Annotated in this window: 14 protein-coding genes; 9 read left to right on the plus strand and 5 right to left on the minus strand. The window is 52.7% G+C overall.

Going from position 1 to position 14,385, the window contains the following annotated elements; all coding sequences use genetic code 11:
* Positions 1–22 precede the first annotated feature (22 nt).
* The 5 genes from GJJ30_RS05310 (at position 23) to GJJ30_RS05330 (ending at position 7,242) form a co-directional block, all read left to right on the plus strand.
* Entirely contained in the window at positions 23–250 is a 228-nt protein-coding gene (locus GJJ30_RS05310) for a hypothetical protein (RefSeq protein WP_154173914.1), read from the plus strand.
* Positions 231–650, plus strand: coding sequence for a putative toxin-antitoxin system toxin component, PIN family (locus GJJ30_RS05315; protein ID WP_154173916.1), 420 nt, complete (start codon positions 231–233; stop codon positions 648–650). Before GJJ30_RS05310 ends, GJJ30_RS05315 begins: the two co-directional genes overlap by 20 nt.
* A 151-nt stretch (positions 651–801) precedes the next feature.
* Positions 802–2,109, plus strand: coding sequence for an aminotransferase class V-fold PLP-dependent enzyme (locus tag GJJ30_RS05320; RefSeq protein WP_154173918.1), 1,308 nt, complete (start codon positions 802–804; stop codon positions 2,107–2,109).
* A gap of 389 nt (positions 2,110–2,498) precedes the next feature.
* A complete protein-coding gene (locus tag GJJ30_RS05325) occupies positions 2,499–5,762 on the plus strand; it encodes a SusC/RagA family TonB-linked outer membrane protein (RefSeq protein WP_154173920.1) in 3,264 nt (1,087 codons plus the stop codon).
* Between the two features lie 37 nt (positions 5,763–5,799).
* Complete coding sequence (locus tag GJJ30_RS05330) at positions 5,800–7,242, plus strand: SusD/RagB family nutrient-binding outer membrane lipoprotein (RefSeq protein ID WP_170299128.1); 1,443 nt, start codon at positions 5,800–5,802, stop codon at positions 7,240–7,242.
* A gap of 113 nt (positions 7,243–7,355) precedes the next feature.
* Here GJJ30_RS05330 and GJJ30_RS05335 read toward each other — a convergent pair whose 3' ends face one another.
* The 5 genes from GJJ30_RS05335 to GJJ30_RS05355 form a co-directional block, all read right to left on the minus strand.
* Positions 7,356–7,547, minus strand: a complete 192-nt coding sequence (locus GJJ30_RS05335) for a hypothetical protein (RefSeq protein ID WP_154173925.1) — start codon at positions 7,545–7,547, stop codon at positions 7,356–7,358.
* 4 nt (positions 7,548–7,551) lie between these two features.
* Complete coding sequence (locus GJJ30_RS05340; RefSeq protein WP_170299129.1) at positions 7,552–8,013, minus strand: pPIWI_RE_Z domain-containing protein; 462 nt, start codon at positions 8,011–8,013, stop codon at positions 7,552–7,554.
* An 81-nt stretch (positions 8,014–8,094) separates the two neighbouring features.
* Positions 8,095–8,382 (minus strand): hypothetical protein, encoded by a 288-nt coding sequence (locus tag GJJ30_RS05345; protein WP_154173927.1) that lies wholly within the window; start codon positions 8,380–8,382, stop codon positions 8,095–8,097.
* Between the two features lie 2 nt (positions 8,383–8,384).
* Positions 8,385–9,740 (minus strand): WGR domain-containing protein, encoded by a 1,356-nt coding sequence (locus tag GJJ30_RS05350; protein WP_154173929.1) that lies wholly within the window; start codon positions 9,738–9,740, stop codon positions 8,385–8,387.
* A gap of 36 nt (positions 9,741–9,776) precedes the next feature.
* Complete coding sequence (locus GJJ30_RS05355) at positions 9,777–10,205, minus strand: pPIWI_RE_Z domain-containing protein (RefSeq protein WP_170299130.1); 429 nt, start codon at positions 10,203–10,205, stop codon at positions 9,777–9,779.
* Positions 10,206–10,369: 164 nt separating this feature from the next.
* Here GJJ30_RS05355 and GJJ30_RS05360 point away from each other — a divergent pair, with 164 nt between their 5' ends.
* From GJJ30_RS05360 to GJJ30_RS05375, 4 genes are all read left to right on the plus strand, one after another.
* Positions 10,370–11,392, plus strand: coding sequence for a helix-turn-helix transcriptional regulator (locus GJJ30_RS05360; protein WP_154173931.1), 1,023 nt, complete (start codon positions 10,370–10,372; stop codon positions 11,390–11,392).
* Positions 11,393–11,510: 118 nt separating this feature from the next.
* Positions 11,511–12,692 carry a hypothetical protein gene (locus GJJ30_RS05365; RefSeq protein WP_154173934.1) on the plus strand — a complete coding sequence of 394 codons (1,182 nt, stop codon included), beginning with the start codon at positions 11,511–11,513 and terminating at the stop codon, positions 12,690–12,692.
* Positions 12,693–12,759: 67 nt separating this feature from the next.
* Entirely contained in the window at positions 12,760–13,332 is a 573-nt protein-coding gene (locus GJJ30_RS05370) for a Uma2 family endonuclease (protein ID WP_310588193.1), read from the plus strand.
* A 114-nt stretch (positions 13,333–13,446) separates the two neighbouring features.
* Positions 13,447–14,385, plus strand: coding sequence for a carbohydrate-binding family 9-like protein (locus tag GJJ30_RS05375; protein ID WP_154173936.1), 939 nt, complete (start codon positions 13,447–13,449; stop codon positions 14,383–14,385).

Genomic DNA, 14,385 nt, shown 5'->3' on the forward strand with positions numbered 1-14,385 from the left:
GTTTTCTCTAAAAAACAGGATTATGAGTACCTTAACTATAACGCTGACCGACGAGCAGGCTGCCCGTTATGGTTTGCAGTCTGATTCGATGACGCTTGATCAGTTGTTGGATAAGATCAAAACGGAAGTGGCTCGTGATGCGTTGCACAAGTGTCAGTCTATTGCTGAAACGAACGGCCTGTCTGGCATGTCGTTAGACGAAATAAACGCGGAAATAGCGGCTGTTCGGAATGCAAAAACTGGTCATTGATACGAACGTTCTGGTTTCCGCCCTGATTGCCCGAAGTTATCCCGCCTTACTTATTGAAGAAATTATATTGGCACGGAAAGCGCAGCTTATCCTGTCAGAGGCCATTTGGCAGGAATATCTTGACGTTCTCAACCGAGCCAAATTTGCCCGATTCACCCATTTTAAGAGAAATGCAGAAATCCTTTTGCTGCGATTGGATGAATTGGCCGAAAAAATAGAACCCACTGAACGGATTTTGTTGATAAAAGATCTCGACGATAATAAGTTTTTAGAAGCTGCCATAGCTGCGAACGCTCATTTCATTATTACAGGTAATTCGAACGATTTTACATTTGATCGGATAGGATCAACTCAAATCGTGTCACCCAAAGGATATTGGGAGAATCACAGAGCTGAGTAATAGATATGAACCACTGAGTGACAAGGGCTTAAAAGCCGTTACTGTGGTAGCGGATGTAGATTGTTTATAAATTTTTCAAGCGGTTTTCTGCGACTCCGAGTTTAAAGGTATATTGAAGACCGAAAAACCGGTCAATATATTCCCTTCCCTAATGGCACACAACCGCCGAGACTTCGTAAAAAAAATGGCCGCTGCGGGCAGCGCCTTCTCGCTCAATAGCCTGTTTAACGTCACCCACGCGGCCGATTTTGCGGTCGCCAACCAGCGCGTGCAGCACCTTAGTCCGCTGGAAGTGGCGACTGACGAAACCTACTGGAGTACCATTCAGCAAGGATACACGGCTTCGTCGTCCAGTATCATTATCCTCAACAACGGGGGCGTGTCGCCGTCTCCGCTGGTGGTGCAGCAGGCGGTGGAACGCTACAACCAGATGGTCAATCAGGGGCCGTCGTACTACATGTGGCGCATTCTGGACCAGGGACGCGAACCGGTTCGTGAGAAACTGGCATTGCTGGCGGGTACGCTGCCCGACGAAATTGCCATCAACCGAAATGCCACCGAAGCGCTCAATACCGTGATTTACGGACTTGATCTGGCCAAGGGCGACGAGGTGATCGGAACACTTCAAGATTACCCGAACATCATTCAGGCCTGGCGGCAACGGGCGCAGCGGGAAGGCATCGTTTATAAACAACTCAGTTTCAACTTCCCGATTGAAGACGACGAACAGATTGTCCGCGAGTACGAAAAAGCCATTACGCCCCGTACCAAAATCATTCACGTCACGCACGTCATCAACTGGGTCGGCCAGATCATGCCGGTGCAGAAAATTTGCCAGATGGCGAAAAAACACGGTATTGAAGTGGTCGTCGACGGCGCGCATTCCTTCGGGTTGCTGGACTTCAAAATTCCGGATCTGGGCTGCGATTATTTTGGTACGAGCCTGCACAAGTTCCTGTCGGCTCCCGTCGGCACCGGCATGTTGTGGATCAAAAAAGAGAAAATCGCCAAAATCTGGCCTCTGCTCTGCAACAGCCAGCCGAAAAGCGACGACATCCGGAAATTCGAGACGCTGGGCACACGCAGTTTCCCCATCGAACAGGGCATCGGCGAAGCCATCAATTTTCACAATGCTATCGGCGGCAAACGGAAAGAAGAGCGGGTGCGGTTTTTGAAAAACTATTGGGCCGAAAAAGTGCTGAAGTTTCCGGGAGTTAAACTGTCGACCTCGCTCAAATCCCAGTTTTCGTGCGGCATCTGCGGGGTGAGCATCGACGGCATGACGCCGGGCGAAGTGGAAGGCAAACTGATGGCCAAATACAAAATCAATACGTCGCCGACCGTTTGGGAGAACATCAGTTGCGTTCGCGTAACTCCGCACGTTTACACGACCCGGGCTGAGCTGGACAAACTGGTCAAAGCCATTGGCGAAATTGCCGCCGACAAGAAGAAATCGTAAGAAATAAATAAGGTTTTGGAGCTAATTCATTGCTCCAAAACCGCTGCTCTGCACGGCCTTTCGGCCCCCAAACGAGCGCCCCAAAACAGCTCGACTTCTCCTATTCTAAGGTTACACTTTGTTCCTGCTTCTGGCAAGGTGTGACCTTATTTGGGTATTTGTATTTTCCTTCCGACTTGTTTTTTCAGTATTCTTCCGGATTTACTAAAAATCTTCCTTTCCGTTGGATAAGGTCAACGCACTATGAATTAGCTACTTACAAAAGCAGAATCGGGCGGCTGATTTCTCCGTAACTTGTTCGTCGATTAAACTTATTATAATGACTTTATATTTGCATTTAAATATGTGTAATTACCAATTAATCTTGAAATTTTATAAAAATCGTATCCATGAAAAGAAAGTTACGCAATTGCGTTCTCCTGCTGCTTGGGCTTGTTATGTGGACCATCGAGGTTCAGGCTCAAAACCGGCAGGTGACGGGCAAAGTGATTGACGAAACCGGCGCTGCGGTGCCCGGTGCAAACATTGTGGCAAAAGGAACTACCATTGGAACCAACACCGACGGAGGGGGCAGTTTTTCCATCTCGGTGCCTGCCGGGAACCGGATTTTAATCGTTTCGTCCATTGGGTTTAAAACCCAGGAAATCGACGTTTCACCCGGTATGTCGAAGGTAACCGTCAAGCTGTTGCCCGATGTCAAGAGTCTGTCGGAGGTCGTGGTGACGGCCCTCGGGGTTCAGCGGGATACCCGGAATGTGGGGTATGCCGTTCAGCAGATTGACGGTAAAAATATTCAGGAAGCCCGGGAGGTCAACTTTATCAACTCGCTGCAGGGAAAACTGGCCGGGGTGCAGATCGGCGGCAACAGCGGTTCGATGGGCGGTTCGTCGCGGGTTACTATCCGTGGTCTGAAATCCATTTCCGGTAACAATAATGCCCTGTTTATTGTGGATGGTGTGCCGATGGCGAACATGAACCTCAATTCTTACGGCGTAACGGGCGGGCAGGGAACCGGTGGTGGTGGTTACGATTACGGTAACCCCGCGCAGTTGATCAACCCGAACGACGTCGAGAATATTTCGGTCCTGAAAGGCGCGGCCGCTACCGCTTTATACGGAAGCCGGGGCCAGAACGGGGTCATTTACATCACGACCAAATCGGGAAAAGGTTCGGGCAACATTTCGATCAATTACGACCTCAACATGCAGGTCGATCAGGTTTCGCTACTTCCCAAATTCCAGAATTCGTACGGGGGCGGGGGTAGCTCGACGTTCACCAAATTGTACGTTAACCAGAATCCAAGCGGTTTTTTGCCCGGAGGAGGCACATTTGACGATAACGACGGCAAAGGAAAATACGACCTGATTCCCGACTACGGCACCGACGAATCCTGGGGGCCTAAACTGGACGGAACGCTGGTGCGGCATTACTGGTCGTGGGATCAGGACCGGAACAATCCGAACTTCGGAAAAACCGCCCCCTGGAGCGCCCACCCCAACAACGCGAAGGATTTCTTCAACACCGGTTTTACGTTCTCCAACAATTTGTCGGTCGCCAGCAGCACCGATAAAGGCACCATCCGGTTTTCGCTGGGGCAAACGAAGCAAAACTTTATTTATCCCGGCAGTAAGCTGAACCGTTACTTTATCAGCCTGAATACGACTTACAAGTTTACCGACAAATTCACGTTCAGCGGGGGAATCAACTACGTGCACGACGACTCCAAAGGTCGGCCCGGCACCGGGTTTTTCGGCAACAATCCCATGCTGTTTTACGTCATGTTCGGCCAGCGGCAGATCGACGATGCGTACCTGAAAGAGTATAAATATGCGGACGGCACGGAGCAGTCGTGGAACCGGACGGCCTGGAATATCCAGAAACCGGCCTTTACGCAAAATCCGTACTGGAATCAGTATGAAAGTTACAACACAGACCAGAACAACCGCTATTTCGGTAACGCCGGTTTGACGTACAAAATCACCGACTGGCTTTCGGCTGATGTGCGGGTGTTTTCGGATTACCTGAATCACCTCGACGAAGTCAGAAGTGCGAAAGGGTTTTTCGTCGGTTCATACGCCAAGCGGACGGTTGTCAACAGCGAAATGAACTACCAGGGTACGCTGAACCTCAACAAATCGTTTCTGGATTCCAAACTCACGCTGGAAGGTGTAGCGGGTGGAAATATCCTGAACATCAAATCGAGTATAGACGCGGGCACGACGAACGGCGGCCTTCAGAATCCGCTGGTGTATGTGTTGCAGAATTCGGTTACACCGGCCACGGTTTCGAATACGTACGGCAACCGGCAAACCAATTCTATTTTCGCTTCGGCCACGCTGGGCTACAATAAATACCTGTATTTGACGGCAACAGGTCGTAACGACTGGGCGTCAACCCTGCGCCAAACCGGTAATTATTCCTATTTCTATCCGTCCATCGCCGGTTCGTTTATTTTCTCGGATGTGCTGGCGAAAAGCAACTGGTTCACGCTCGGCAAAGCGCGTTTGTCTTATGCACAGGTTGGGAATGACGCCGATCCCTACAACGTTTCCCGTTATTACGATTACGTAGCGCCGTTCAATACTTTCCCGCTGCAAAGCACGTCCGACAAGCTGTTTAACAACAAGTTAAAGCCGGAACTTTCGTCGGAAATCGAAGGCGGTTTTGACTTCAAATTTTTCGGCGACCTGATTGGAATCAATGCGACCTATTACGACCGCCGGACCAAAAACCAGATATGGAACGTACAGATCCCGGCCGAAAGTGGGTTTACGACCAAGATTGTCAACGGCGGAACCGTGCAAAACCGGGGCATTGAGCTATCGGTGTCGGCAGCCCCCGTGACCACGCGGAGTTTCACCTGGCGGACGAGCCTGAACTTCTCGAAAAACAAGAATATCGTTCTCGATCTGAACAGTACCGGCGACAATATTCAGGGAATCGACCGGTTTATTATCGGCACCGAACGGCGTACTAATAAAGTGTCGATGGTGGCGCAGAAAGGCATGTCGCTGGGCACCATCATCGGGACCGATTTTGTCTACGATGCCAATGGAAACAAGAAAGTGGGCGCCAACGGGACGTATGATGTGACGGCCGCGCCGGTGATCATCGGCGATGCCAATCCGGATTTCATCGGCGGTTTTTCCAACACCTTCAGCTTCAAAAACCTGTACCTGTCGGCTTTGATCGACTTTCAGAAAGGGGGCGATTTCTTTTCGTACACCAATTTGTACGGCTATAAATCCGGGATGCTGAAAGAAACCGCCGAGGGCGACATTCGGGAAAAAGGCCTGATCAATCCGGGAGTGAAAGCCGACGGAACGCCGAATGACGTGGTCATCACGGCCCGGACGCACTTCAACGCCGACGGTGGAAACCGCATCAGCAGCGCCAATCTGTACGACGGCAGCTACATCTATTTACGCGAAGTCCGGCTGGGCTGGAATTTCCCGGATGCCGTCGCCAAAAAAATTCGGATGCAGGCGCTGCGGTTTACCCTTACGGGGCGCAATCTGTGGCTGATCAAAAGCAGCGCCCCGAACGTAGACCCGGCCAACATTACCAATTCCATCAGCAACCAGATTGGTTTTGAGGGCGGTGCGTTGCCCCCCGTGCGCAGTTACGGCTTTAACATCAATATGACTTTCTAAGAACAGTTTGGGAACTCCAACTGATAACATGATCGCTATGAAATTCAAAATCATTTTCCTGTGGGCGGCTCTGCTCGTCGCCTTTTCAGGATGCCAGGACTTCGAGAAGTTAAATACCGATCCGGCGCGTTCCAGCGAAACCCAGCCGGAATTTTTGCTCGCCAGCGCCCAGAAACGGGCGTCGGACCTGATGTACGATACGTATTTTAACGGACGAATCGGCATGGAACTGTCGCAATACTGGATGGGAACCGACAAGACCTCCGACGGGCGGTTTTTGTTCACCAACGACGGTTTGTGGACCGGTTTGTATTCCGGCCCGCTGATGGATTTGCAGGAAATTCAGAATTACTACAACCGGCATCCGGAAGAAAGCAATCCGCACATGCTGGCTGTTTCTGAAATCCTGAAAGCCTGGCTGTTTCACGTGCTGACCGATGCGTACGTCGATATTCCGTATTCACAGGCGCTCAAAGGCGACGACATTCCGCAGCCGGTTTATGATAAAGGCAAAGATGTGTATGCCGGACTGCTGGCGTCGCTGAAAAAACAGGTGGATGTGCTGGCTGCGCCATCGGGCGCCATCCGGGGCGATATTATTGCCAATGGCGACCCCAAACAGTGGGTCCGTATCGCCAACGCACTCCGCATTCGCATTGCCTTGCGGGCTGCCGACGCCCAGCCCGCCGAATCGAAAGCGGTGATTGAAGAGGCCGTTAAAAATACGTTTACCAGCGTCAGTCAGGATGCCTTTTTTCCGTACAACGTAGCTGCAACCACCAACCGGTTTCCGTACAATGATGTGGAACGGCCCCTGGTCGAGTTTGCGGTTACTTCCACGCTGGTCGAGTATCTGCGGTCCGTTAATGATCCCCGTTTGCCGATTTTTGCCCGGCCTGACGACACCAATGGGAAATATATTGGCAAGGTGTATGGCACCGAAGCCAATTCGCCGACCATGATCGGGTTATCGAAACCGGGCGTGATTGCCTACAGCGGTTCGGCCAAAGGGTATATGATCACCTACGCCGAAATTGCGTTTGCCAAAGCCGAAGCGGCCGCCCGCGGGATGAATGTCGGGACCGGCACGGCCGAAGATCTGTACAAGGAAGCCGTGACGGCTTCAATGGCGCAATGGGGTGTGGTGGATGCGAAAGTGGTGGCAACCTATCTGGAAAGCGTGCCGTACAAAGCCGGAAACTGGAAAAACGTGATTGGCACCCAAAAGTGGCTGGCGCTCTACATGCAGGGTTTACAGGCCTGGATGGAACGGCTGCGGCTGGATATTAAAAAACCGAACGGCGATATTCTGTTTATCGATCCCGCTTCCGGCAGCCTGGACCCGGATATAAAAGATGTGCCCAAGCGGTTGAAATACCCGAGCAGCAGCCGGGTAAGCAATGCAGCCAACAGCGCAGAAGCCGCCAAAAACATTGGCGGTGATACGCAGGCCATCAAAAACTGGTGGGATACGCTGTAATTGAATGAAAAATGTAAAATGATGAATGTCAAATGTAAAAGTGGTTTCCAATCCGGCACTTTTACATTTGACATTCATCATTTTACATTTAATATTCTCTTTTTCCCTTCTCTTTATCGCCGATACAGCCGAAACGGATAGCCCTGGCGGTAGAGAAACAATTGAATAAGTACACCCAATCGAATGCTGAGGGCATAGCAAAATAGTCTGCAAACCACCAGCGGTTTATTCTGGAAAACGAGCAGCAGGAGAATTTTAAACGCCATGACGAGGGTAATGGATGCGGATTGGAGAAAAGATGCCATCGGTTTATGCCAGTGCTTTTCGAAATAATTCTTCCCGATTCCGCAAAATACTCCGACTTACTTCCGAGCCGCAACTCCCCGCCCGGTGATCGCAAAACGCCCGCATACTGGTGGGCAGGGACTCATACTTCGCCAACGCCGTCAGCCAGACCGTCCGGTCCTGATAAGGTGCCAGCAGGGCGCGGGCGCGGTTTAAATAGCGGTGCTGACGCGGCTTCCAGACCGGACGATCTCCGTAAACCGCCCCCTCGCCATTCAGGAGATTGGGCAGGGCCTGGGGCGGAGCCAGCGGCAATAGTTCCGCCAGCAGAAAAAGCCCCAGTTCGACATTCAACAGCCGGTTTGCCAACTGCCCCGGCAACTCGTATTGAAACCGGAGCTGCGTCGCCAGCGGTTCCTGCCAGTGCAGCGAAAACGGACTCAACTGGCGGGCAATCAACGTGTCGGAAAGGGGCAGTGCGTTCATGAGTATGTTGTTTACTGTCGGTCAGTTCGACGTTTAACCTGAACAAAAATAAACCCACCAGAACGTAATCTTTTTACGTTGTCAGAAAAAACTTGAATTATTTTTGGGCAGATTGAGCATATAATCTGGCAGCGCCGTCAGGTGCGGGAAGTAGTAAACCCGGTACGTTCCGTTGTCATTGATCGCCCAGTTTTCCTGTTGCGCTACTGCGAACAGCAAATCCGATACGTCGGCCTGATAAGCCCGGTAACCCCGTTTGCGGAGATGGTTTTTTACGTCCAGCGTTGTGGTGCTGCCCTCGGCCAGTATGAGCGTGGTAGCGGCCATGCGCACGGCCTGGCGGGTGGTTTTCTTCGCTCCGGTGTTCATGATTAGAGTTTGATGCGGACCATATACCGCACCGTACACTGGGCGGAGTTATACACGATAAATTCATTCTTGAGCAAACTGACACCCCGTTGAGCAAACACCGAGTCATACTTGGGGTCGATGTTTTTCAGCTTATTTCCGTCCAGTTGCATGTGCCAGGTGTCGTGTTTGTTTACCTTCAGTTGCTGGCCGACGTGGACCTCATAAATGCCCAGATAGCCTTCTTTCTGTTGCCCGTTCGCCCAGGCAGAACCGTGTAACGAGGTGTAGTTGAGCGATTTACTGAACTGGTCGGCGAAATAAATACCGTAACCGAACATCTTACCCGTAATAACGGCGTTGGCCGGATGCAGCACCAATCCGGTTTTGAGGATCGACAGCCAGTTTTCGCTGCGGCTGCCGTGCCAGAGAAGCTGGGTTTTGGCGTTCGGTCGGCTGCGGGTGTAGGTGTCGAACGCCGTTTGTGTATCCGTCTGGCGAACGCTGAAAGCCGCGTCGAACTTGTCCGCATCTTCGCCCATCATGCGTTTGATTAGCGTCAGAACGCGCTTTTCGGTGACGGGTTCCACCTCAAGCTTCATCATTTCGAGCAAACCGGTTGGCGCCTGGTCGGGCGTTTCGTTTTCCTGATTCAGTTCGACCTGCCCCCGCATAACGTCGAGCGTGTCCTGCTCGGAAGCCAACTGATCGTGCAGAGGCTGGAGGTCCTCGGTCGTTTCCGGCGATTCGGTTACCAAATGCTGACCGACTTTCCCCATCTTGCGCGGAATCACTTTGAATAAATCCAGCAGCTTCCGGTTGTAAGCGGTTACGTCTACATTCGGCGTGACCAGAGCCGCCAGCTCGTTGAGCAGATGCTGGGCGGTTTCGACCTGTTTGCGCGTTACCTCCTGCGCCGTTACGACGTAGTTCTGGTAAATGGATTGGCTGGCAAACTCCATCAACCGGCTCATCAAACCGCGCACCTCGGCATTGGAAATGGTACTGGCGTCGGCGGTCGCCGTTTTCTCAGCGTAAAGGTGCGTCTGATCAACGTAGCCTTTGGCCACTTTTTCCCGGATTTTTCGTTCCCATTGCGCCATCGGATAGGTGGTGACGCTTTTTGAACCCCCAATCCGCCCGTAATGAACAGTAAAGGTGTGGTCGGACTCCTCCCGCATTTCATAGTATTTGTTGTTGTTTTCGGCGGTTACCATGATGAGTTTCACGGTACGTAATTTTTGGGCGGGAGAAGCCGACGGTTTGGTCGTTGGATCGGTTTGGACCGACGGACTCGGTTTAACAGATGAGGAGACCGTTTTAAGCAAAGCAGCCGGGGCTGCAGAACCGGTTAAGCGCTGGAGCAGGTTATTCAGCATAGTCGTACTAAAGGAAGGCAGGGACAGGGATATAAATTAGCTCAAGACTTTCCGCAGAACGCTTAAGCGGTTGCGCGAAAAACCAACGGTTTTCGGGCGGAACGAGCTATAATCGCGGCTGATGTCGTAAGCCTGCAGGTGAACCGGAACGGCCATGTAGGTTTCCAGCAAATCGCACCAGTGTGTAAAGTGGGAAAGGTGCGTCAGCAGGGCCAGCCCGCGACTCCGCAATTTGTGCTGCCGGGGTGTCCAGACCGAGTCGGTGCTGCTCAGTAAACCGGGCAGGGCGACGGGCGAGGCCGAAGGCATCAGTTCCGAAAGCAGGAACAGGCCGAGTTCGACATCGAAAAGCTGGCGGGCCGACAATCGGGGGAGTCGGCGGGTGGGACGCTGGCTGGTCAAACCGGAGTTGGCGGTCGTTGCGTGGCGATAGAACGCCGGAGCAAGGGAGGCAAGTGTGTTCATGGCAAAAGGTGTTCAGTAGTACGTTGGTCCGGCGATGCGGTTTTTAGACCTGATCTCCGGGTTGGACGATACAAAATTGATCCGGTCAAAACGTAATCTTTTTACGGCCTTCTGTTTTTTTGAAATATTTTTTCTCTTTTTTGTCCCGACCAAAAACCGGACCTATGCCCATTACCCGTTCTGCTTTTCAGCGTTACCGCCTGATCGATGAGGTGATCAGCCGCTATCCCCGGCGGTATTCCAAACAGAAACTCTTTGAATTACTGCACGATCGCTGCGGCATTCGCTCGGTTTCGTCGCTCGAAAAAGACATTCAGCGGCTCCGCGAAGACCACGACGCGCCCATTGCCTACGACAAACGCTGCAACGGCTATTATTACACTGATCCGCAATTCCGGTTGCTGCGGTTGATGCTCACGCCCGACGATATGGAAGCGCTCGACTACGCCCGCGAGGTGCTGGCGGCCACGCAGGGCGCGCCGGTGGTGGCTGAGCTGACGAATGCGCTCCAGAAGGTGCGGCAAAGCCTGGACATTGTGCGGGAAGTGCGCCCCGAAGATGGCAACGTGCTGGAACCGGGCCGTAAAGTCGTCTATGTGGAAGAAAAAGTCCTGGGCGGAAACCGGCAATACGTACCGGTTTTGATTCGGGCCGTCAACCAGAACCGGCAGGTGTCGTTTCACTACCGCAAGCACGTCGATGCGGCTCCCGAATCGACCGATCGTCCGCGCACGCTGCACCCGATTCTGCTGCGCGAAGTGGCCGATAGCTGGTACGTGATCGGGTATGATGATACCAGCGGCAAGGAAAAAACCTACGCCCTCGATCGGATGAGCGACCTGGAAATTCTGGACGAACCCTGTGCCGTGCCGCCCTCGGTGCTGGCGTACGTGGCGGAATTGTTCGATCACATTTACGGAATTACGGACACTACCGACCCCGTGGAGGAGATTTTACTGTCTTTTTCGCCCCTTTTTGGCTATTACGTCAAGGCTAAACCCATTCACCAGACGCAGGAAGTCCTGCGCGACGACGAAACCGAATGCATTGTGCGGCTGCGGCTGGCCCCCAACCGCGACCTGCTGATGCACCTCCGCAGCTACGGCGAACACGTCAAAGTGCTGCAACCGGCAAGTCTGGCGCAGACGGTGGTGGCGTCGTTGCGGGAGACGCTGGGGCGGTATTGATTATTGGCCGAAAATAGTAACTTTAATTGCCTGGAATTCATACGGCAATCCAACGGGAAGTTACTTTCCGGGGTCATGGCTACATCCCGGTTAACCGGGCAAAAATGCAGCTTACGTTATGTTTCGCCTGATTCTGTTTTTCGGCCTGATCGCTACGGTGCTGACCGCGTGCACCAGTGGCAAAACCGCCCTTCGTCGGGGTCGTTTTGATCTGGCAGTTGAAAAAGCTTCCCACCGGCTCAGTCAGCCGCGCGGGCTATTCAAACGCGGTTATGAGACGGCTCCGCAGGTGTTAAAGGAGGCTTTTGTGCACGCCTATAACCAGCACCAGACCGCGATCCGGCGGCTGTCTTCGGCATCCGCTGCGAACCTGAATCACCCCTTTCGGTGGGAAACCGTCTTTCAGGAATATACCCAACTGCAACTCCTGACGGATAACGCCCGGCGCGGGTCCTGCGACGCCTGTACGGAGTGGTTGGCCGCTTACCCCACTTCGTACGCCGACCGGCTCCGTGAAGTGCGTGAGTTAGCCGCAGCCGACCGGTACGCCATTGCCGAAGAGGCTTTTCCGTTTCGCGAAGAAAACCGCCTGGCGGCTAAAGAAGCTTACATTAGTTACCGGAAAGCCATTGACTGGGTCGCTGATTACCGGCAGGCCCGCGCTAAATCGGAAGATGCGCTGCCCTTCGCCATTCTTCGGGTGGTTGTGGAACCGCTCAGTCCAACGAACGAAATCAGTCCCCGCGAAAACAAAGAATTGCAACGGCTTATTTTTCAGCAGCTTGAGAAGAACGCGGCACCTTCAACCTTTGTACGGCTTTATCCGCCCGGCGAACAGGCCGGTGATGGTTTTCCGATTCACCAGGCTGTTCAGGCCCAGGTGACCCATTATCTGCCTTTCAGCGAAGACTTTTCCTCCTCCTCCACCACCATTTACAGCAGTCAGTCGTATAAAGTAGGGGAGAAAAAAATCAACGACTCCACCAAAGTTGATATTATGGAGAAGGTGAGTGGAACGCTGACGACCCATCGCCGGGAAATCCGTGCCGGGCTGGACTTGAGGATGCGGGCGTTGGATACACAAACGGGGCAAGTGCTGTGGGAAGAACCGGTTTGGGAAAGTCGCTCCTGGGTGACAGTTTGGGAAACGTTCAGCGGGGATGATCGGGCGCTCAACGGCAATTCGTTGAAAAGTGCTGATCCTTTTCCACCATCCCGCTGGCAACTGTACAACAGCCTGCGCGATGAACTCGCCTACGATGTCGTCCGGAAACTAAAATCGAAGTACGCCAGGGATTAGGCGGATGCAATACCAGACCTGCTAGCGTTTCTGCCGCAGAAATTGTAAATTTGGCTACTGCCAATGAATGATCGTTATGATAGCCACGCCAACTACACCTACTTTGCCAACCCACCTGCAAACCGTCGACGAGTTTGAAGAGTGGGAGCGGACCTATCCCCACGAGGGTAATTATGAGTTTGTGCGCGGCCGGATCATACCAAAGCCCGCTATGAAACAAGAAGAAATTTTTATCACCAGTTTTTTAATTCGTCAATTTTACCAATCCAGTTTGTCGAAACAAGGTGACGAATTGTTGCCTGAGTTGGATTCATACGTCGATGGCGTCCGCAAGCGGATTCCTGATTTGACGTATGTCACTGCTGAGCAAAAGCAGGCGATTCGTCGGAAAGAACGGATCAGTACGATTTTCGCCATTGAAATTCTGTCGGATTCAGAGTCGTATGAAGACGTGCTGGACAAGTTACAGGATTATTTCGACGGTGGTGCGCAGCTGGTCTGGTATATCGCTCCGAAACGGCAGAAAATTTTTGTTTACACCTCGCCCGACGATTCAAAAACCTACAAAGGCCAGGATGTCATTTCGGCGGCTCCGGTCGTGCCGGATTTGCAGTTTGTTGTCGCGGAGATGTTTGCCTAGATTGCCGTCTGGCGGTCCTCATTCGCAAAATTTAATATTTTAAATTTTTTAAAGATAGCTGGCGGAATTCGGGGACGATGCACTATTTTTAGGGATAACGCGCCCCAAATACGCATGAAAAAACACTACCCCGCTGGCTTGCCTTCCTTTCTGATTAGTATTCTCGGTTTACTCTTCTTTCAGGGGTCGGTTTTGCAAATTCCGGTCGGGACAACCGGCCAGTCGACGGTCGATACCACCCGATGGGCCTTTCCCTGCGATCAAAAGACGATTGAACGCTACACGGCGTATCGCACCCCAAAACCGCTCGTGATCGACGGGAAATTGGACGAGGAAATCTGGGCTAAAATCCCGCGCTCGCCCCGGTTTGTCGATCTGGTTACGGCGGAGCCAACAATTCACGACACGCGGGCGGCCGTCTGCTGGGATCAGGAGAATCTCTACATCGGTTTTTGGGTGGAAGAACCGCAGATCACCGGTAAACTGACGAAGCAGAACGATCCGATTTATACCGACAACGACGTCGAGGTTTTTATCGCCGGGAAAGACACCTATTATGAGTTCGAAATCAATGCGTTAGGGACGCGCTACGAAGTGTTTTTTGTGTGGCAGGAAGCCTACGAAAAAGGCGGTTTTGGTGCCGATCCGGTCTTTGCGCTCACTAATCCGAACGTCCGGAAATTCAACGGCGTCGGCTTCAAAAAACACCCCCGCGGATTGCGGATTGGGTCCTGGGATTTCCGGTTTCCGGGCCTGCAAACGGCGGTTTCCATCGACGGTACGCTGAACGATAACCGCGACCGCGACCGCCGGTGGACCGTCGAGCTGGCGTTTCCCTGGAAAGGCATGGACTGGCTCGCGAAAGCCGATCACCGCGCGCTGCCGCCGAAAAACAACGACCAGTGGCGGATTGATTTCTCGCGCTTCAACACCTACAAGGAAGCCGCTCCGTCGACCGACCACGGCGGCTGGGCCTGGAATTCCCACCGCGTCTGGGACTCTCACGTCCCGGAATGCTTCCCGATCATTACGTTTTCGGGGAAGGCGTTGTAG

The organism is Larkinella terrae, assembly GCF_009668025.1.
GTDB lineage: Bacteria > Bacteroidota > Bacteroidia > Cytophagales > Spirosomataceae > Larkinella > Larkinella terrae.

Bases quoted from the DNA above. Each gene is read 5' to 3' on its own strand.
- GJJ30_RS05310 (WP_154173914.1), top strand. From the start codon at position 23: ATGAGTACCTTAACTATAACGCTGACCGACGAGCAGGCTGCCCGTTAT.
- GJJ30_RS05365 (WP_154173934.1), top strand. From the start codon at position 11,511: ATGTTTCGCCTGATTCTGTTTTTCGGCCTGATCGCTACGGTGCTGACC.
- GJJ30_RS05350 (WP_154173929.1), bottom strand. From the start codon at position 9,740: ATGCTGAATAACCTGCTCCAGCGCTTAACCGGTTCTGCAGCCCCGGCT.
- GJJ30_RS05340 (WP_170299129.1), bottom strand. From the start codon at position 8,013: ATGAACGCACTGCCCCTTTCCGACACGTTGATTGCCCGCCAGTTGAGT.
- GJJ30_RS05320 (WP_154173918.1), top strand. From the start codon at position 802: ATGGCACACAACCGCCGAGACTTCGTAAAAAAAATGGCCGCTGCGGGC.
- GJJ30_RS05345 (WP_154173927.1), bottom strand. From the start codon at position 8,382: ATGAACACCGGAGCGAAGAAAACCACCCGCCAGGCCGTGCGCATGGCC.
- GJJ30_RS05375 (WP_154173936.1), top strand. From the start codon at position 13,447: ATGAAAAAACACTACCCCGCTGGCTTGCCTTCCTTTCTGATTAGTATT.
- GJJ30_RS05335 (WP_154173925.1), bottom strand. From the start codon at position 7,547: ATGGCATCTTTTCTCCAATCCGCATCCATTACCCTCGTCATGGCGTTT.
- GJJ30_RS05370 (WP_310588193.1), top strand. From the start codon at position 12,760: ATGATCGTTATGATAGCCACGCCAACTACACCTACTTTGCCAACCCAC.
- GJJ30_RS05360 (WP_154173931.1), top strand. From the start codon at position 10,370: ATGCCCATTACCCGTTCTGCTTTTCAGCGTTACCGCCTGATCGATGAG.
- GJJ30_RS05325 (WP_154173920.1), top strand. From the start codon at position 2,499: ATGAAAAGAAAGTTACGCAATTGCGTTCTCCTGCTGCTTGGGCTTGTT.
- GJJ30_RS05355 (WP_170299130.1), bottom strand. From the start codon at position 10,205: ATGAACACACTTGCCTCCCTTGCTCCGGCGTTCTATCGCCACGCAACG.
- GJJ30_RS05330 (WP_170299128.1), top strand. From the start codon at position 5,800: ATGAAATTCAAAATCATTTTCCTGTGGGCGGCTCTGCTCGTCGCCTTT.
- GJJ30_RS05315 (WP_154173916.1), top strand. From the start codon at position 231: ATGCAAAAACTGGTCATTGATACGAACGTTCTGGTTTCCGCCCTGATT.